The organism is Pseudomonas sp. NFACC04-2, from assembly GCF_900119265.1.
Classification (GTDB): domain Bacteria; phylum Pseudomonadota; class Gammaproteobacteria; order Pseudomonadales; family Pseudomonadaceae; genus Aquipseudomonas; species Aquipseudomonas fluorescens_AA.
This window is the reverse complement of the sequence record NZ_FPJC01000016.1, coordinates 114,791-134,113: the sequence shown is the minus strand read 5'-3', so window position 1 is coordinate 134,113 and position 19,323 is coordinate 114,791. Positions and strand designations below refer to the sequence as shown.

Below are 19,323 nucleotides of genomic sequence, written 5' to 3'. Positions count from 1 at the left end.
TTAAGCTTCGGGAAAAGGCCAAACAATCCGATAATCGACTGAGTGTTCGTTTATCGAACAGATTGTTGTTTGGCTATCGATTTATCCCAGTACACAGAGATCCCTGTGGGAGCGGGCTTGCTCGCGAATGCAGCGGGTCAGACAAAGTAATACTGCCTGACAAACCGAATTCGCGAGCAAGCCCGCTCCCACAGGGGGTCATAGCTCTGGCTCAGGTCGCATCCGCATGACTGACCATGCCTTTGATCACCACCGCCGTGGTCGCCAGGGCCGCCGGAATGACCAGGGCCGTCAGGACCTGTTCGAAGTTCCAACCCAGGCCCAGCAAGGTCGCGCCCATCCAGGCCCCGAGGATCGCCCCGAAGCGACCGATGCCCAGCATCCACGAGACACCGGTGGCCCGGCCCTGGGTCGGGTAGAAACGCGCCGCCAGGGAAGGCATCGCCGATTGTGCGCCGTTGACACACATGCCGGCCACCAACACCAGGGTGGCAAGCAAGGTGATGTTGCCCAGGCTCTGCCCCACCGCGTAGGCAAACAACCCGGCCATCAGATAGAAAAGGCCGATGACCTTGTGCGGATTGAACCGGTCCATCGCCCAACCGACGAAGACGGCGCTCAACACGCCGCCGAATTGAAACAACGCGCCGATAAACGCGGCCTGTTCCATGCTCGCGCCGCTGTCGCGCATCAAGGTCGGCAGCCAGCTGGTCAGCAGGTAGACAATCACCAGGCCCATGAAATAGGTCAGCCACAACAGTAAGGTGCCGGCGCTGTAGGTGCCAGAGAAAATCACTGCCAGCACGTTGCGGGCTTTCACGGTTTTCTGTTCCGGCACGCTGAAGCTCGTCGCTTGGGCAACCGTGTGTGGCTCGATCGGCGCCAGGGTCTTGCGCACTTTGTCGGTACCGCGATTGCGCACCACCAGGTAACGCGCCGACTCCGGCAGCCAGAACAGCAACACCACCGCCAGGATCAACGGCAGGATCCCGCCAATCAGCAGCAGGCTGTGCCAACCAAACGCCGGTATCAGCTTGGCGGAGATGAACCCGCCGCCGGCCATGCCCAGGTTGAAACCGCAGAACATGCTGGTCACCAGCAGGGACTTCTTGCGTTCCGGGGTGTATTCGGAGAGCAAGGTGGTGGCGTTCGGCATCCCGGCGCCTAAGCCAAGGCCAGTCAGGAAACGCAATACCAGCAATTGATCGACGTTGGTGCTGTAGGCCGACGCCAGGCTGAACGCGCCAAACAGCAGGACCGCGCCCACCAGTACGACTTTTCGCCCGAAGCGATCAGCCAGTGGCCCAGAGCCCAGCGCGCCGAACACCATGCCGATCAGCGCGGCGCTCATCACCGGGCCGAGGCTGGCGCGATCGATGCCCCAGTCCTGGGACAAGGCCGGGGCGATGAACCCCATGGCGGCAGTATCGAGGCCGTCGAGGAACACGATCAGGAAACAGAGGATCACCACCCGCCACTGATAGCGCGAAATGGGTTGGGCATTGATGAAGGACTGCACATCGAGGCAGTGGCCTACGGAGGTCTGGGGCTGGTTCATTTTATTTTTATTCCACGCAAGAAACGCAGGCGAACGACTCAGAGACCGGCGAAACACGCCGGATGACGCTGCGCGACATTAATGAGGCCAGGCAAATACCGTCAATTCATCGCCGCCGACTGTGTGCGTTTATCGAACAGCTTAAGTGAACAGTTGCGCGCTCAGGTCGCGGCTGGCCCCCAGCAAGCCTGGCAGGAAGCGCTGCTCCAGCTCATTGCGACTGACCCGCCCGGCGTGGGTACTGACGTTGAGCGCGGCCACCACTTGACCGGAAGCGTCGTACACCGGCACGGCAATCGAACGCAGGCCCTGTTCCAGTTCCTGGTCGACGATGCACCAGCCCTGCTGCCGCACCTGTTGCAGGCACTCGAGCAACGCTTGGGGGGTGTGCAACGTGCGGCTGGTCTTGGCTTGCAGGTCGGCGTGGTCGAGGTAATCGCGCAGCGACGCATCATCCAGGGCCGCCAGGAGAATCCTGCCCATCGAGGTGCAATAGGCTGGCAGGCGCCCGCCCACCGACAGGTCAACCGAAATCAGGCGCTGGGTGGTGGCGGAGCGGGCGATGTAGAGAATGTCGTCGCCTTCGAGCGTGGCCATGTTGCAGGCTTCGTGCAGTTGCTCGCTCATGCGATCCAGGTACGGCTGGGCAGAAACGGCCAGGGGCGTGGAGGACAGATAGGCGTGACCGAGGGTCAACACTTTGGGCAACAGCGAATAGGTGCGTCCGTCCGTGGTGGCGTAGCCAAGCTTGATCAAGGTATGCAGGCAACGTCTGACAGCGGCGCGGGGGATTTCCGTGCGGTGGCTGATCTGGGCGATGGTCAGGTGCCGCTTGCGCTCTTGGAAGGCCTGGACCACCGCCAACCCGCGGGCCAGGGACGTCATGAAATCGGGATCACCGGTCAGGGCCTGGATCCGCTTGGCCGGCGAGGCGACGATCGGTGGCGCTACGGAAGTGAAGGCATTGCGCAATTGGTCGTTCATGTCTGATCCTTCCCCGGGAATGACGGCTATTCAAGCGGCTGCCCGATGGGCAAGCAAGGGCCGCCGGCCAAGATTGTTCGATTATCGAACCGTCGACCGATAATCGCAATCAGGCCAGGCGTCCAATAGCGGACTGCCGCGGACGCGATCGATAGTAAGTTTGCGGAAAAACAACACACGGTTTGACGTGACAACGTTAGCAATATTGAACTAGTCGGCAGGAACGGCATCGGGATAGCGGCACTAGCCGGTATCTTCTGCGAGCGGCAGTACAAGTTGCACATACAAACATGAGTTCACACAACAACAACGCCTTTTACTTTTTCCCGATAGTGTTATTCGCTTGGGCCGCTATAATGCAAAACAGCGGCGGTACGGCCAATCGACCGTTCCCATACGCAGGCATCGTGGTCGCGACCCTGGTGCCCGAAGCACCTTCATGGTCGCTTCCCCTGTTTGGCAACAACGCGAAGCTCTGATGCTACGTCAGCTGTCAGCTCTGGTGCCGTGGCCGTCTGCATGTCCACATGCAGTGCGTATCACCAGATTCAACTTCATTTAATTTAGGTAAAACTGTGACGAAAGACGAACTGCGCGCGGAACTTGAGCGCCAGGAACAACGTTACAAGGAAGTTTACGGCGGGGAAGTCACCACCTACGCCGCGCAACCTGAACCGGAACGCAAACCCTGGCGTAAGCGCGCCACCGTTCAGGACCAGGCCTTCACCCAGGAACTTCAGAAAATGGAAAAAGAACTCAAAGCCGAAGAGCAGTGACGCTCCGGGCCCGATGTTCTTGTGAAGAGGTATCCGGCCGCCACCCTGGCCGGAAGCCATAGCGCACGCCCGCCATGAGCGGGCCGCCATCCGCTCCCCGTCCGACAATCGGGAAGGGTCATGGCCGACTTCTTCAGATATTTCATACAATTACTCGAGGCGTCCTACAGCGGGCGGCGATCCTGCGCGGATGTGCTTTGCGCCCCTGAATCAAGGGGTTACGCACCCCGCGGAAAACCTCGCGCGTGAGGCTTTCCTACAAATTATTTCGTTGAAGAATGTTACCGATGAGCAGGCAATGCATCGATTACCGAGGTTTTCTGGCATAATCGCGCCCCCTTATGACCGGGTCAGAAAACCTTCATGATCGATTTATTCAGCGGACTGGATGCTTGGGTGCTTGTGAGCCTCTTGCTCGCCCTGGCTTTTGTCCTCGCCTTCGAGTTCATCAACGGCTTTCATGACACCGCTAACGCGGTTGCCACTGTTATCTACACCAAAGCCATGCCGCCTCACCTGGCGGTGTTCTTTTCCGGTGTGTTCAATTTCCTCGGTGTGCTGCTGGGCGGCGTGGGGGTGGCGTACGCCATCGTTCACCTGCTGCCCGTGGAGCTGCTGATCAATGTGAACACCGGACACGGACTGGCCATGGTGTTTTCGCTGCTCGCAGCGGCCATCACCTGGAACCTGGGCACCTGGTACTTCGGTATCCCGGCGTCCAGTTCCCACACGTTGATCGGTTCGATCCTCGGCGTGGGCCTGGCCAACGCGCTGATCAACGATATCCCGTTGGCCGACGGGGTGAACTGGCAGAAGGCGATCGATATCGGCGCCTCCCTGGTGTTCTCGCCCATGGCCGGTTTCCTGATCGCCGCCTTGGTGCTGATCGGCCTGAAATGGTGGCGCCCGCTGTCGAAGATGCATAAGACACCGGAACAGCGCCGCCAGATCGACGACAAGAAGCACCCGCCGTTCTGGAATCGCCTGGTACTGGTGATTTCGGCCATGGCCGTCAGCTTTGTCCACGGCTCCAACGATGGCCAGAAAGGCATCGGCCTGATCATGCTGGTGCTGATCGGTATCGTGCCGGCGCAGTTCGTACTCGACCTGGGCAGCACCACCTACCAGATCGAGCGGACCCGTGACGCGACGCTGCATCTGAGCCAGTTCTACCAACGCAACAACGAGTCCCTGGGTGAATTCCTGGCGCTGGGCAAAAGCGTGGAAGGCGATCTGCCGGAGAAATTCCGCTGCAATCCGCAGCAGACCGAACCGACCATCAATGCCCTGCTCGATACGCTCAAAGGCGTGGCGGACTACCATTCGCTGCCGTCGGAACGACGCATCGAGGTTCGTCGCTACCTGCTTTGCCTGGACGACACGGCGAAGAAGGTTGGCAAGTTGCCAGGCCTGGCAGCTCGTGAGAAAGACGACCTGAACAAGCTGCGCAAGGACCTGACCGCCACCACCGAATACGCCCCGTTCTGGGTGATCCTGGCCGTCGCACTGGCGCTGGGCCTGGGCACCATGGTCGGCTGGAAGCGAGTAGTGCTGACCATCGGTGAGAAGATCGGCAAGCAAGGCATGACCTATGCCCAAGGCATGTCGGCCCAGATCACCACGGCGTGCATGATCGGCGCGGCGAACATCTTCAGCTTGCCGGTTTCCACCACCCACGTCCTGTCCTCGGGCGTGGCCGGCACCATGGTCGCCAACAAGAGCGGCCTGCAAGGTGGTACCGTGCGCAACATCCTGCTGGCCTGGGTGTTGACCCTGCCGGCGACGGTGGGGCTGTCGGCCGGGTTGTTCTGGCTGGCATCGAAGGCCCTGGGTAGCTGATTCCAGCGGCCCACAAAAAAGGTGCGACCCTTACGGTTCGCACCTTTTTTATGCCCAAAACACTCAACCCTGTGGGAGCGAGCTTGCTCGCGATAGCGGTGTATCAGCCAACGTCGATGTCGGCTGTAGGCCCTCATCGCGAGCAGGCTCGCTCCCACAGTTGTTTTGCGTTGAAACAGCAAAAATTGGCCAAAAAAAAGGGCGACCGAAGTCGCCCAAAATGCCTTGCGTGCTCGTTGTAACCAGAAAGACCTACGGCTTCTTGCGCTTGTGTGCGTCTTTCCAGATGAATAATCCGAACCCTGCGAAAAACACGAACATGAGGCCGACCGTCAACACCCCGGCAAACACCACATTATCGAAAAACATGACTGGCCTCCTGGTCTTGCCCCTGTTGCGATGGGTTCAAGGTAACCAATCAGGCCTGGATGAAAATTGACCGGGGTCAATAACGCCCGCAACGGGGCGCAAAGGTGGGGAAATAACTGATCTGCATCAATGGATCGAGGGGGTTCAGCGCTTTTTCGGTTTGTTTTTCGGCTTTTTCTTGGGCTTACCCAACGGCATGGCCTGCTCGAAAGCCTGGCGGACTTCATTGAGGCGTTTTTCGTTGAGGTCGTGAACGCGCTTGGCGCGCTCGGCACTGAGGTCGATCAGCTTGTCGTCTTGGCTCATGGCGTGTGGGCATCGTGCAGTGAATTGCGGATGCGCCCATGATGCGGGCTGTTGGCGGCGTTGACCAGCCCGTGCGTGCAGGCAGGTGCCTGGATCAGATCTGGATATCGACCCACAGGCCCTGACGCGTCTCGTCGTCTATCAGCGGCACCACTGGCACGGTGTTGTCGGCGTTGAGTTCGGTACCCGGTACGGCGAGGTGTTCTTCTGGATCTTCCTCGGCCTCGCGGCGACGACGGTCGCGCTCCTGCTGGCGACGCTGTTCCTCGCGCAACAGCAGCGCGGTCTCTTCCGGGTCGCGTTTTTGCAGGTCAATGGTGCTTTCGTTGGAGCTTTGCTGCACCGGGACCACGGGCGGTATGTCCGGTCGCTGGCGAACCGGATCCTGTTGAGCGGTGATGGGTACGGCGCTCAAAGGGAGCATGGGTGGCAACATAAAGTTCTCCTGTCTTCAGGTTGTCGGCGGCTAAAGTGGCAGCTTGAACCGCCGGTCCGAAACTTGTGACCCAGTTGGCAATTGCACCGTTCACCAGGGCCGAGCTTGTTTGATCGCTGGGCAAGCGTAAGTTCCGTGCCATTGGTAATGAATCAGCGTACGTAAATCCTTTGGTCTGAAGGATCCTTCCGTTAAGATAACCGGCTTTTTCAAGGCGGGAGTCAGGCAGCATGGCGCAGCAGTATCAACCGGGGCAACGCTGGATCAGTGACAGCGAAGCCGAGCTGGGTTTAGGCACCGTTCTGGCACAGGACGGCCGCTTGTTGACCGTGCTCTATCCGGCCACTGGCGACACTCGCCAGTACGCGCTACGGAATGCGCCACTTACCCGTGTACGGTTTTCACCGGGCGATGTGATCACTCACTTCGAAGGCTGGAAAATGACCGTGCGCGAAGTCGATGACGTCGACGGCCTGCTGGTCTACCACGGCCTCAACGGGCAGAACGAAGTCGTCACCCTGCCCGAGACTCAACTGTCGAACTTCATCCAGTTCCGCCTGGCCAGCGACCGTCTGTTCGCCGGCCAGATCGACCCACTGGCCTGGTTCTCCCTGCGCTACCACACCCTGGAACACACCAGCCGCCAGTTGCAGTCTTCGCTTTGGGGCCTGGGCGGTGTACGTGCCCAGCCGATTGCCCATCAACTGCACATTGCCCGTGAAGTGGCCGACCGCATCGCGCCGCGGGTGTTGCTGGCCGACGAAGTGGGCCTGGGCAAGACCATCGAAGCCGGCCTGGTCATCCACCGTCAATTGCTGTCCGGCCGCGCCAACCGCGTCCTGATCCTGGTACCGGAAAACCTCCAGCATCAATGGCTGGTGGAAATGCGTCGGCGCTTCAACCTGCAGGTCGCACTGTTCGACGAAGAACGTTTTATCGAAAGCGATGCCAGCAACCCGTTCGAAGACACCCAACTGGCCTTGGTGGCGCTGGAGTGGCTGGTGGACGATGAAAAGGCCCAGGATGCGCTGTTCGCCGCCGGCTGGGACCTGATGGTAGTCGACGAGGCCCATCACCTGGTGTGGCACGAAGATCAGGTCAGCCCGCAATACGCCCTGGTCGAGCAGCTTGCCGAAACCATCCCAGGCGTGCTGCTGCTCACCGCGACCCCGGAACAGCTGGGCCAGGACAGCCACTTCGCCCGCCTGCGCCTGCTGGACCCGAACCGTTTCCATGACCTCAAGGCCTTCCGCGCCGAGAGCGAAAACTATCGCCCGGTGGCCGAAGCCGTGCAGGAGTTGCTGGACAAAGGCCGCCTCTCGCCCGAAGCCCACAAGACTATCCAGGGTTTCCTGGGGAACGAAGGCGAAGCCTTGCTGACCGCCGTCAATGATGGCGATGTCGAAGCCAGCGCCCGCCTGGTGCGCGAACTGCTGGACCGTCACGGCACCGGCCGCGTGCTGTTTCGCAACACCCGCGCCGCCGTGCAGGGCTTCCCCGAGCGCAAGCTGCACGCCTACCCATTGCCTTGCCCTGACGAATACCTCGAATTGCCGTTGGGCGATCACGCCGAGCTGTACCCGGAAGTCAGCTTCCAGGCCCAACCGGACGCCAGTGAGGAGGAGCGCTGGTGGCGTTTCGACCCGCGGGTCGAGTGGCTGATCGACACCCTGAAGATGCTCAAACGCACCAAGGTGCTGGTGATTTGTGCCCACGCCGAAACCGCCATGGACCTGGAAGATGCCCTGCGCGTGCGCTCCGGCATCCCGGCCACGGTGTTCCACGAAGGCATGAACATCCTGGAACGCGACCGCGCGGCGGCCTATTTCGCCGACGAAGAGTTTGGTGCCCAAGTGCTGATCTGCTCGGAAATCGGCAGTGAAGGCCGCAACTTCCAGTTCGCCCATCATCTGGTGCTGTTCGATCTGCCGGCGCACCCGGACCTGCTGGAGCAGCGTATCGGCCGTCTGGACCGGATCGGCCAGAAGCACATCATCGAGCTGCATGTGCCTTATCTGGAAACCAGCCCACAAGCGCGGCTGTTCCAGTGGTATCACGAAGCCCTGAATGCGTTCCTCAACACCTGCCCGACCGGCAACGCCTTGCAGCACCAGTTCGGCCCGCGCCTGCTGCCCTTGCTGGAAGAAGCCGACGATGGCCAGTGGCAAGCGCTGATCGACGAGGCCCGCGCCGAACGCGAGCGCCTGGAAGCCGAGCTACATACCGGTCGCGACCGTTTGCTGGAGCTCAACTCCGGAGGCGCCGGTGAAGGCGATGCGCTGGTGGAGGCCATTCTCGAGCAAGACGACCAGTTCGCCCTGCCGATCTACATGGAAACCCTGTTCGACGCCTTTGGTATCGACAGCGAGGACCATTCGGAAAACGCGCTGATCCTCAAGCCGAGCGAAAAGATGCTCGACGCCAGCTTCCCACTGGGCGACGACGAAGGCGTGACCATCACCTACGACCGCAACCAGGCGCTGTCGCGCGAAGACATGCAGTTCATCACCTGGGAGCACCCGATGGTGCAGGGCGGCATGGACCTGGTGCTGTCCGGCTCCATGGGCAACACCGCCGTGGCGCTGATCAAGAACAAGGCCCTCAAGCCCGGCACCGTGTTGCTGGAGCTGCTCTACGTCAGTGAAGTGGTCGCCCCGCGCTCGCTGCAACTGGGCCGCTACCTGCCGCCGGCCGCCCTGCGCTGCCTGCTGGACGCCAACGGCAACGACTTGGCCGCCCGGGTCTCGTTCGAAACCCTGAACGACCAACTCGAAAGCGTGCCCCGTGCCAGCGCCAACAAGTTCATCCAGGCCCAGCGCGACCAGCTCACGCCGCGAATCAATGCCGGCGAAGAGAAGATCGCCCCGCGTCACGCCGAACGCGTGGCCGAGGCCCAACGCCGCCTGGCCGCCGATACCGACGAGGAACTGGCCCGCCTGACCGCCCTGCAAGCGGTCAACCCGACCGTGCGCGACAGCGAGCTGGTGGCCCTGCGCCAACAGCGCGAGCAAGGCTTGGCGATGCTTGAGAAGGCGGCGTTGCGCCTGGAGGCGATTCGGGTGCTGGTAGCGGGCTGATTGCAGCAGTAGTCCGAAAAAAGGCCCGCAGCGATGCGGGCCTTTTTTGTGCAAACCTGCCGAACACAGAGATGTTGGACTGGGAACACGGTCAACGTGGCGAGGGGATTTATCCCCGCTGGGTTGCACAGCAACCCTCTGCATTTCAACTGACAATCGCGGCGCATGGTGGATTCTGGAGCTGCTGCGCAGCCCAACGGGGATAAATCCCCTCGCCACAATGCCCTATCAGCCCCAGCCCCAGCCTTGGCCTTGGCCTTGGCCTTGGCCTTGACCTCAAGGACTGTAATACCCCACCGCCACCAGGAAATGCCCGACCTTCTTCAGGTACGCGTGTTTATCCTCGACCTTGCCGGTCACCGGATTCTTCCAGCGGTACTCGTACTCTCCCTCGCTCTGTTTCCCAATCAACGCCAGGATCGGCTCGCCCACCGGTTTGCCATCCGGGTCCTTGACCTTGGCGAAGTCGGTGTTGATCAAGCGCAAATTGGTGCCATGGCCGACATAGCGCCGGGTATCGAGGTCGACGACAAAGACATACAAGTCATCCTGCAGGTAACCGCCCTTGAGGGAATTGACCGCCGTCAGCGTGGCCTTCTCGTTTTTCAGCAGGTCATTCGAGGCCTTGTCCAGCAACGTCCTGGCCTGTTCGGCGGAAGCCCGGGGCAGGTAGTAGCCGACAGCCAGGATTCGCTCGCCGACACGCTGGAAGTACACATGCTTGCGCTCGACCTTGCCGTCCGCCCAGTTCTGCCAACGGTACTCGGCTTGCTGGATGCCACTGGCCTCGGGGGTTTTCAAGGCGTCCTCGAAGGCTTTGCGCAAATCCGGCCCCAGCACCTCGGACACGTCCCGCCCGATCAACGCCGAGGACGGCCCGCCACTGGCGAGCATCACACCTTGGGTATCCACCACGAACACGTAGCGATCCTTGTCGACGAATTCCCCTTGGCGGCTGAAGGCGGCAAAGGCTTTGTCGCCGTTGTCGTGGTAATAGGCCAAGGCCTTCTCCAGCAGTGCCCGGGCCGCCTGGCCATCATCCGCAGTGGCCGCCTGGGCCTGAGCCAGCCCCAGCATGAGCATTGCACCCAGCCAGGCCATCCTGTGAAAAAAACCCATGCGTGCGCCCCTCGTTCTTGTTGGTGTTTCAAGAGCGTAGACGGCGCGGGGTGATGTTGGAGCATTCAGGGGATTGCTGGGGAGCCTGGTGAGCCAGTGGTATTGATATTGACTGACAGGACGTCATCGCGAGCAAGCTCGCTCCCACATTGGAGGGTGCTGACCCTGTGGGAGCGAGCTTGCTCGCGATAGCGGCGGCACATTCAGAAATGATGCGCGCACAAACGGCTTATTGAGCCCCAGCGCGCAGTTGCTGCTGCAAGTTCTGGATCTGCGCCTGCAACGTGTTGATGTTACGGGTGACCTGGCCGCGGAAGGCGTCGAACTCGGCCGTGTTGCCGCCCTTGTCCTGCTGGCTCTTGAGCACGATCACGTCCTGCTCCAGACGGTCGATGGCAGAGTTGGAAGTGGCTCTTTTCAGGGCGGTGATGTCAGCACCGATGCTCTTGAGCTGGGCATCCAGGGCACCACCCTCGCCCTGGCTCTTCAGGGCGGTCACTTCTGCCGCCAGCGCCTTGACCTGGGCTTGGAGCTCCTTGTTGGACGCTTGCAACTGCGTGTTGGTGTTCTGCTGTTCCGAGGCCTGGGCGATGAGCTGGGCCAATTCCTTGTCCAGGTCGGCAGATGGACCGAACGTGGCCTGCTGTAGTTTGTACTGCTCCTGCAGCTTGCCGTCGAATTGCCGCCCCTGTTCCTGCAACTTGTTCTCCAACTGTTTGATCTGCAGCTTCAAGGCTTCACTGTCGCTCATGACGTTGGACTGCCCGGCGACCACCTTGCCGGAAATGTCCTGCAAGCGCCCCGCCGCATCCTCACTGATCCGGGCGAAGCTTTCCTGGGTCGCCACCAGTTGCTGCTCCATCAGGGAAATCTGCTGGAAGCTCCACCAGGCCAGGAAACCGAATGCACACAGCAGCGCGCCTACCAATGCCCACAGCGGCCCGGTGCTGGGCCCTTTGACCTTGGCCGCGGCAATGGGCGCCGGGCGCGCTTGCACGTGAGGCTGGCGGCTGGGCATGAAATCATCGTCATCGGGAATGTCGGCCCGCATCCGCAGGCTCGGAACATCGTCGAAGTCGTCATTGGCATCGTTACGCATGGGCATGGTTCGACCTTTGGGAAACCGATAATGGCTTGATGCGGCGAGTATAACCCTCTCGCCCGCCGCACCGATTGACCCCGAACCTGGCGCTCGGTTCATGATGGCCCGATCAGCGGGCTGTTTGGACACCCCACCAGGCGCAAAATTCATCGAGGGCGGTCCACAGGCTGACCTGCGGATCGTAATCGAGATAATGCCGGGCGCGACTGATATCCAAGGTGAAATTTTTGTTCATGACCTGCATGCCCAGGCGCGACAGCGTCGGCTCGGGACGACCTGGCCACAACTTGCAGAAGCCTTCATTCAGGGCCGCGACGCTGTAAGCCAAGCCGTAGGAACGATAACGTCGGACCTGTGGGACTTCCATCTGGCGCATCACATAATTGACCACATCCCACAGCGGGACCGGTGCCCCATTGCTGATGTTGTAGGCCTTGCCCAAGGCTGAATCGGTGGCCAGCAGACTGCTGAGCAACGCTTCGTTGAGGTTCTGCACGCTGGTGAAGTCCACCTTGTTCAACCCGTTGCCGATAATGGCCAGTCGTCCCTTGCGCTGCATTTTCAGCAGGCGCGGAAAAATGCTCATGTCACCGGCACCGGTCACGAAACGCGGGCGCAGGGCCAGCACTTCGAGGCCGAACTCCTGGGCGCCGAAGACTTTCTGCTCGGCCAGGTACTTGGTGGCGGCGTAAGGGTGCTTGAAGCGCTTGGGCACCTGTTCTTCGGTCAACCCGAGATGGTCACGGCCGTCGAAGTAAATGGACGGCGAGGACAAATGAACCAGGCGGCGCACCTTCTGCTTGAGACAGGCCTCGACGACATTTTCCGTGACTTGGACATTACCCTGGTGGAAATCCTGGTAGCGGCCCCACAGCCCCACGGAGCCGGCGCAATGCACCACGGCCTCGACATCCAGGCACAGGTCGCGGGCCAGCAGAGGATCGTTCAGATCGCCTTGGACGAACTGCGCACCGCGACGCACAAGGTGTTCCACACTCTCGGCCCGGCGACCGTTGACCCGTACATCCAGGCCCTGCTCCAGGGCGAAACGCGCAAAGCGCCCGCCAATGAAGCCGCTTGCGCCGGTGACCAAAATCTTCATGCATGCTCCTAAAAATCCAGATTCGAGCTACAAGCCACAAGGTTCAAGCCAAGCGCTTTTCACTTACCGCTTGCAGCGTGCTGCTTGCCGCTGCGATCAATCGCTCAGTCAATAAGCCGAGCAACTGCCCACCATTGCGCCAATGATGCCAGTACAGCGGCACATCGATCGGTTTATCTGCCAACAATTCCACCAGCACGCCTCGCTCCAGCTGTTCGCGCACTTGCAGCTCCGGCACCAGCCCCCAGCCCAGCCCCACCTCAGCAAGGCGGATGAAACCTTCGGACGAGGGGCATAAATGATGCTCGAAACCGCCCTCCACACCCACGGACGCAAGGTAGCGATGCTGCAGGAAATCATCCGGGCCGAATACCAATGCCGGCGTACGAGCCAGTTGATCGGCCCGCACGCCGTCGGGAAAGTGCCGGGCGATGAAGGCCGGGCTGGCCAACGCCCGGTAGCGCATCGCCCCCAACAGCACGCTGCGAGCCCCCGCCACCGGGCGTTCGCTGGCGCAGACACAGGCCGCCACTTCACCGGCGCGCATGCGCTTGAGGCCCACGGTCTGGTCTTCTACCACCAGGTCGAGCAACAGGTGATGGTCAGCGCAGAAATCTCCCACGGCAGCGGCCCACCAGGTTGCCAGGCTGTCGGCGTTCAAGGCGATGCGCAAACGCTCCGGCAGCCCCTCTTCATCCAACGCCGGCACCAGGCTCTGCAGATCGCGCTCAAGCAACCGCACCTGTTGCACGTGGTTGAGCAACCGACGGCCGATTTCCGTGGGTGCTGGCGGTGTGGCACGCACCAGAACGGGCTGCCCGACACGCGCCTCCAGCAGTTTGATCCGTTGGGAAATAGCCGATTGCGACAAACCCAGCACTTGGGCCGCGCGCTCGAAACCGGCCTGCTCGACCACGGCGGCCAGGGCAGAGAGCAATTTGTAATCGAACATCAGTTTCCCTAATGAGCAATCAGCAATATTGGTTTTTCTTATACAACTCGCCACAGGAGAATGACCAGCAATTCATCAACTGACCGGGGATAAAACGATGTGGCAAAGCTATGTGAACGGGCTCTTGGTGGCCCTCGGGCTGATCATGGCCATCGGCGCCCAGAACGCATTCGTGCTGGCCCAGAGCCTGCGCCGCGAGCACCACTTGCCGGTCGCGGCGCTGTGCATCGCCTGCGATGCCCTGTTGGTCGCCGCCGGGGTGTTCGGCTTGGCGACCTTGCTGGCCCAGAGTCCGTTACTGCTGTCGATTGCCCGCTGGGGCGGCGCGGCGTTCCTGCTCTGGTACGGCAGCCTGGCCTTGCGCCGGGCCTGTTCGAAGCAGAGTCTGCAACAGGATGAGAACCAGGCAGTGCGCTCGCTGCGGGCCGTGTTGCTCAGCGCGCTGGCGGTGACGCTACTCAACCCCCACGTCTACCTCGACACCGTGCTGTTGATCGGCTCCCTCGGTGCCCAGCAGAGCGTGCCCGGCGCCTATGTGGTAGGCGCGGCCAGTGCTTCGCTGCTGTGGTTCCTCACCCTGGCCATCGGTGCCGCATGGCTGGCCCCCTGGTTGGCCCGTCCAAGCACTTGGCGAATCCTGGACCTGTTGGTGGCGGTGATGATGTTTACCGTGGCGATGCAATTGATTGTCGCCGGCTGATTATTCCAAACCGCTCTGGAACCTCTATTCCACACAGTTGTTGCGTGGTTATGCCGCACCCCCGGTGCTATGATCCGACTCCTGCGCCGCAAAGAGTACAAACTCCCCGGCGCTAGTCTGGCCGCCCGTGATCGGCCTTGCGCTCACCGCAACTGACCTGATTAGGAGAATCACCATGGCTTTCGAATTGCCGCCGCTGCCCTATCCACACGATGCACTGCAGCCGCACATCTCCAAAGAGACTCTGGAATACCACCACGACAAGCACCACAACACCTACGTCGTGAACCTGAACAACCTGGTGCCTGGCACCGAGTTCGAAGGCAAGACCCTGGAAGAAATCGTCAAGACTTCCTCGGGCGGTATCTTCAACAACGCCGCTCAGGTCTGGAACCACACCTTCTACTGGAACTGCCTGGCGCCAAACGCCGGCGGTCAACCAACCGGCGCCCTGGCTGAAGCCATCAACAAGGCATTCGGTTCGTTCGACAAGTTCAAGGAAGAATTCAGCAAGACGTCCATCGGCACCTTCGGTTCCGGCTGGGGCTGGCTGGTGAAAAAGGCTGACGGTTCCCTGGCCCTGGCCAGCACCATCGGCGCCGGCAACCCGCTGACCAGCGGCGACACCCCGCTGCTGACCTGCGACGTGTGGGAACACGCCTACTACATTGACTACCGCAACGTTCGTCCGAAATACGTCGAAGCGTTCTGGAACCTGGTCAACTGGAAGTTCGTCGCCGAGCAGTTCGAAGGCAAAGCCTTCACTGCCTAAGCTCGAGGACAGACAAAGGAAACCCGGCGCCGTGCCGGGTTTTTTTTGCGCGACAAAGTTGATCGCAAGCCGAATACCTCGTGTCTGAAACCCAAGAAAAAATCCCGACAGGCCTCAAGTTGCGGCGCCTTTCAACCGACACAATGGTCGTAGAGCAATCACTCTGGAAAAAACGTACATCGGCCAGGTTTCAAGCGAAAACCCTTGTGTTTGATTGTCCCTTTGACTGACATCACAGGATTGCCAATACTCATGGCAACTTGACGCTACCCGCACGGAACAAGGAACCACTCTTTGAAGCTGGAACTCAAGAACAGCTTGTCTGTGAAGTTGCTCCGGGTCGTGCTCCTCTCGGCATTGATCGTTGGCATGGTCTTGAGCTGCGCCCAGATCGTGTTCGATGCCTACAAAACCAACCAGGCCGTCGCCAGTGACGCCCAACGTATCCTCGACATGTTCCGCGATCCATCGACCCAGGCCGTCTACAGTCTGGACCGGGAAATGGGCATGCAAGTGATCGAAGGCCTGTTCCAGGACCAGGCCGTGCGCATGGCTTCCATTGGCCATCCCCGCGAAACCATGCTCGCCGAAAAAGCCCGCCCCTTGCAGCACTCCGAAAGCCGCTGGCTGACCGACCTGATCCTGGGCAAGGAGCGCACCTTCACCACGCAACTGGTGGGACGTGGCCCCTATAGCGAATACTACGGCGACCTGAGCATTACCCTCGACACGGCCACCTACGGCGAGGGGTTCATCGTCAGTTCGGTGATCATCTTCATCTCCGGGATGCTGCGGGCCCTGGCCATGGGCCTGGTGCTGTACCTGGTCTATCACTGGCTGCTGACCAAGCCGTTGTCGCGGATCATCGAGCACCTGACCGAAATCAATCCCGATCGCCCCAGCGCCCACAAGATCCCGCAGTTGCGCGGCCACGAGCAAAACGAACTGGGCCTGTGGATCAATACGGCCAACCAATTGCTCGAATCCATCGAGCGCAACACGCACCTGCGTCACGAAGCGGAAAACAGCCTGCTGCGAATGGCCCAGTACGACTTTCTCACCGGTCTGCCCAACCGCCAGCAACTTCAACAACAATTGGACAAGATCCTGGTGGACGCCGGACGCCTGCAACGCCGGGTGGCGGTGTTGTGTGTAGGGCTGGATGATTTCAAGGGCATCAACGAACAGTTCAGCTATCAGACCGGCGATCAGTTGCTGCTGGCCCTGGCCGATCGACTGCGGGCCCACAGTGGGCGGCTCGGCGCGCTGGCACGGCTGGGGGGCGACCAGTTCGCCCTGGTCCAGGCCGACATCGAACAGCCTTACGAGGCCGCCGAATTGGCCCAGAGCATCCTCGATGACCTGGAAGCGCCGTTCGCCATTGACGATCAGCAAATTCGCCTGCGGGCCACCATCGGCATCACCCTTTTTCCCGAGGACGGCGACAGCACCGAGAAACTGTTGCAGAAAGCCGAGCAGACCATGACCCTGGCCAAGAGCCGCTCGCGCAATCGCTACCAGTTCTACATTGCCAGCGTCGACAGCGAGATGCGCCGCCGCCGCGAGCTGGAAAAAGACCTGCGCGAGGCCCTGGTCCGCGAGCAGTTCACCTTGGTGTACCAACCACAGATCAGCTACCGCGACCTGCGGGTGGTGGGCACTGAAGCCCTGATCCGCTGGCATCATCCCGAGCACGGCCTGGTGCCGCCGGACCTGTTCATTCCCCTGGCCGAGCAGAACGGCACCATCATCGCCATCGGTGAATGGGTGCTGGACCAGGCGTGCAGACAATTGCGCGAATGGCACGACCAGGGTTTCCTCGACCTGCGCATGGCGGTCAACCTCTCGACCGTGCAACTGCACCACGCCGAACTGCCACGGGTGGTGAACAATCTCCTGCAGATATACCGGCTGCCGCCGCGCAGCCTGGAGCTGGAAGTCACCGAGACCGGCCTGATGGAAGACATCACCACCGCGGCCCAGCACCTGCTGAGCCTGCGTCGCTCCGGGGCGCTGATTGCCATCGATGACTTCGGCACCGGCTATTCGTCCCTGAGCTACCTCAAGAGCCTGCCACTGGACAAGATCAAGATCGACAAGAGCTTCGTCCAGGACCTGCTCGACGACGAAGATGACGCAACCATCGTCCGGGCCATCATCCAATTGGGCAAGAGCCTGGGGATGCAGGTCATTGCCGAGGGCGTCGAGACGGTCGAGCAGGAAGCCTACATCATCGCCGAGGGCTGCCACGAAGGTCAGGGGTACTACTACAGCAAACCACTGCCGGCGCGGGAATTGGGCCTTTACCTGAAGCAGGCCGAGCGCAGCAAGGTATCCATCCTCTGATTCCTCCCTTCTGCCACGTTCCTGTAGGAGCTGGCGAAGCCTGCGATCTTTGATCTTTCGCTTCAGATTCAATTGGCAGTGGAAAGATCACAGCCTCGCTTCGCCAGGCGGCTCCTACAGACGCTGCCGACCCCTTCATTAAATAAGAAATATTTACAACCATAACCCTTTACACATAATGCAAATCTTTCGCATTATGTCGCAGTTTTTGCGCACCCTCGCGCCTGTCCCATCCATCACCGAAGCAGGATGTTCGCCATGATTCGTATGCCCCTGGCTACCGCCAGTCTGCTGGCCATCGCTATTTCCCTCGCCGGTTGCGGCGAAGGCAAAGACAAGGCCGCCGCGCCGCAAGCGCCAACGCCGGCCGCCAGCACCTCGGCACCGGTCGCCCCTGCTGCCGCCGGCAAAGTCGACGAAGCTGCCGCCAAGGCCGTTGTCGCGCACTATGCCGACATCGTCTATGCCGTCTACAGCGATGCCGAATCCACTGCGAAGACCCTGCAAACCGCCGTCGACGCGTTCCTGGCCAAGCCGAACGCCGATACCTTGAAAGCCGCCAAGGCTGCCTGGATCGCCGCACGCGTGCCATACCTGCAAAGCGAAGTGTTCCGCTTCGGCAACACCATCATCGACGACTGGGAAGGCCAGGTGAATGCCTGGCCCCTGGACGAAGGCCTGATCGACTACGTCGACAAGTCCTACGAGCACGCCTTGGGTAACCCGGGCGCCACCGCCAACATCATCGCCAATACCGAAGTCCAGGTTGGCGAAGACAAGGTCGACGTCAAGGACATCACCCCGGAGAAACTCGCCAGCCTGAACGAGCTGGGCGGTTCCGAGGCCAACGTCGCCACCGGCTACCACGCCATCGAATTCCTGCTGTGGGGCCAGGACCTCAACGGCACCGGCCCGGGCGCAGGCAATCGCCCCGCTTCGGATTACCTGGAAGGCGCCGGCGCCACTGGCGGCCATAACGACCGTCGTCGTGCCTACCTCAAGTCCGTGACCCAACTGCTGGTCAATGACCTGCAGGAAATGGTCGGCAACTGGAAGCCGAACGTGGCCGACAACTACCGCGCCACCCTGGAAGCCGAGCCGGCCGAAAGCGGCCTGCGCAAGATGCTGTTCGGCATGGGCAGCTTGTCCCTGGGTGAACTGGCGGGCGAGCGCATGAAGGTGTCCCTGGAGGCCAATTCGCCGGAAGACGAACAGGATTGCTTCAGCGACAACACCCACAACTCGCATTTCTACGATGCCAAGGGCGTGCGTAACGTGTACCTGGGCGAATACACCCGTGTCGACGGCACCAAGATGAGCGGCGCCAGCCTGTCGTCCCTGGTCGCCAAGGCTGATCCGGCCGCGGACACCGCGCTCAAGGCCGACCTGGCCGACACCGAGGCCAAGATCCAGGTCATGGTCGATCACGCCAACAAGGGTGAGCACTACGACCAGTTGATCGCCGCCGGCAACACTGCCGGTAACCAGATCGTGCGCGACGCCATCGCCGCGCTGGTCAAGCAGACCGGTTCGATCGAGCAGGCTGCGGGCAAGCTGGGCATCAGCGACCTGAACCCGGACAACGCTGATCACGAGTTCTGATCAACGCCGGCTAGCCGAGGGTTAACGCAGCCAGCCAAACCACAAAACCTGTGGGAGCGAGCTTGCTCGCGATAGGGGTCTATCAGTCGATATTGATGTTGGCTGGTCTACCGCTATCGCGAGCAAGCTCGCTCCCACAGGGGTTTCTGGTGTTTCGAAAATGCGAGATCAGTCATCACCATACTTGTGGGAGCGAGCTTGCTCGCGATGGGGGCATATCAGTCGACATTTGATGTGTCTGGTCTACCGCTATCGCGAGCAAGCTCGCTCCCACAAGGGGCGT

General features: G+C 60.9%; 16 protein-coding genes. 7 read left to right on the top strand and 9 right to left on the bottom strand.

Translation table 11 applies throughout. The features are described from left to right. Positions 1 to 211 precede the first annotated feature (211 nt). Positions 212 to 1,558, bottom strand: coding sequence for a 4-hydroxybenzoate transporter PcaK (locus BT125_RS20585; protein ID WP_072409758.1), 1,347 nt, complete (start codon positions 1,556 to 1,558; stop codon positions 212 to 214). Between the two features lie 141 nt (positions 1,559 to 1,699). Then, entirely contained in the window at positions 1,700 to 2,542 is an 843-nt protein-coding gene (gene pcaR / locus BT125_RS20580) for a pca regulon transcriptional regulator PcaR (RefSeq protein WP_072409756.1), read from the bottom strand. 575 nt (positions 2,543 to 3,117) lie between these two features. Here pcaR and BT125_RS20575 point away from each other — a divergent pair. Both BT125_RS20575 and BT125_RS20570 read left to right on the top strand, forming a co-directional pair. Next, positions 3,118 to 3,318 carry a hypothetical protein gene (locus BT125_RS20575; protein WP_003184509.1) on the top strand — a complete coding sequence of 67 codons (201 nt, stop codon included), beginning with the start codon at positions 3,118 to 3,120 and terminating at the stop codon, positions 3,316 to 3,318. Positions 3,319 to 3,681: 363 nt separating this feature from the next. Beyond that, positions 3,682 to 5,157 (top strand): inorganic phosphate transporter, encoded by a 1,476-nt coding sequence (locus BT125_RS20570; protein ID WP_072409755.1) that lies wholly within the window; start codon positions 3,682 to 3,684, stop codon positions 5,155 to 5,157. 252 nt (positions 5,158 to 5,409) lie between these two features. Here the strand turns inward: BT125_RS20570 and ccoM are convergent, their stop codons facing one another. The 3 genes from ccoM to BT125_RS20565 form a co-directional block, all read right to left on the bottom strand. Beyond that, positions 5,410 to 5,526 (bottom strand): cytochrome c oxidase subunit CcoM, encoded by a 117-nt coding sequence (gene ccoM, locus BT125_RS29860; RefSeq protein WP_025212288.1) that lies wholly within the window; start codon positions 5,524 to 5,526, stop codon positions 5,410 to 5,412. Positions 5,527 to 5,670: 144 nt separating this feature from the next. Further along, positions 5,671 to 5,832, bottom strand: coding sequence for a hypothetical protein (locus BT125_RS29480; protein ID WP_003184513.1), 162 nt, complete (start codon positions 5,830 to 5,832; stop codon positions 5,671 to 5,673). 94 nt (positions 5,833 to 5,926) lie between these two features. Next, positions 5,927 to 6,268, bottom strand: a complete 342-nt coding sequence (locus BT125_RS20565) for an aspartate-semialdehyde dehydrogenase (RefSeq protein WP_072409753.1) — start codon at positions 6,266 to 6,268, stop codon at positions 5,927 to 5,929. A gap of 230 nt (positions 6,269 to 6,498) precedes the next feature. Between BT125_RS20565 and rapA the strand changes: the two genes are divergently transcribed. Next, complete coding sequence (rapA, locus tag BT125_RS20560; RefSeq protein WP_072409751.1) at positions 6,499 to 9,345, top strand: RNA polymerase-associated protein RapA; 2,847 nt, start codon at positions 6,499 to 6,501, stop codon at positions 9,343 to 9,345. 276 nt (positions 9,346 to 9,621) lie between these two features. Here rapA and BT125_RS20555 read toward each other — a convergent pair whose 3' ends face one another. From BT125_RS20555 to BT125_RS20540, 4 genes are all read right to left on the bottom strand, one after another. After that, positions 9,622 to 10,464, bottom strand: coding sequence for a cache domain-containing protein (locus tag BT125_RS20555; protein ID WP_072409749.1), 843 nt, complete (start codon positions 10,462 to 10,464; stop codon positions 9,622 to 9,624). A 229-nt stretch (positions 10,465 to 10,693) separates the two neighbouring features. Continuing rightward, on the bottom strand, positions 10,694 to 11,569 hold the full coding sequence (locus BT125_RS20550; protein WP_072409747.1) for an ATPase: 876 nt from the start codon (positions 11,567 to 11,569) through the stop codon (positions 10,694 to 10,696). A gap of 106 nt (positions 11,570 to 11,675) precedes the next feature. Then, on the bottom strand, positions 11,676 to 12,668 hold the full coding sequence (locus BT125_RS20545) for an NAD-dependent epimerase/dehydratase family protein (RefSeq protein WP_072409745.1): 993 nt from the start codon (positions 12,666 to 12,668) through the stop codon (positions 11,676 to 11,678). Between the two features lie 43 nt (positions 12,669 to 12,711). Beyond that, positions 12,712 to 13,620: a LysR family transcriptional regulator ArgP gene (locus tag BT125_RS20540; protein ID WP_060738833.1), complete on the bottom strand. Its 909-nt coding sequence runs from the start codon at positions 13,618 to 13,620 to the stop codon at positions 12,712 to 12,714. 97 nt (positions 13,621 to 13,717) lie between these two features. Between BT125_RS20540 and BT125_RS20535 the strand changes: the two genes are divergently transcribed. The 4 genes from BT125_RS20535 (at position 13,718) to BT125_RS20520 (ending at position 19,040) form a co-directional block, all read left to right on the top strand. Beyond that, on the top strand, positions 13,718 to 14,320 hold the full coding sequence (locus BT125_RS20535; RefSeq protein WP_072409743.1) for a LysE/ArgO family amino acid transporter: 603 nt from the start codon (positions 13,718 to 13,720) through the stop codon (positions 14,318 to 14,320). Between the two features lie 175 nt (positions 14,321 to 14,495). Further along, entirely contained in the window at positions 14,496 to 15,092 is a 597-nt protein-coding gene (locus BT125_RS20530) for a superoxide dismutase (protein WP_003198616.1), read from the top strand. A gap of 294 nt (positions 15,093 to 15,386) precedes the next feature. Next, positions 15,387 to 17,438, top strand: coding sequence for a putative bifunctional diguanylate cyclase/phosphodiesterase (locus BT125_RS20525; protein WP_072409741.1), 2,052 nt, complete (start codon positions 15,387 to 15,389; stop codon positions 17,436 to 17,438). Positions 17,439 to 17,696: 258 nt separating this feature from the next. Continuing rightward, on the top strand, positions 17,697 to 19,040 hold the full coding sequence (locus BT125_RS20520) for an imelysin family protein (protein ID WP_072409739.1): 1,344 nt from the start codon (positions 17,697 to 17,699) through the stop codon (positions 19,038 to 19,040). The last annotated feature ends 283 nt before the right edge of the window (positions 19,041 to 19,323 follow it).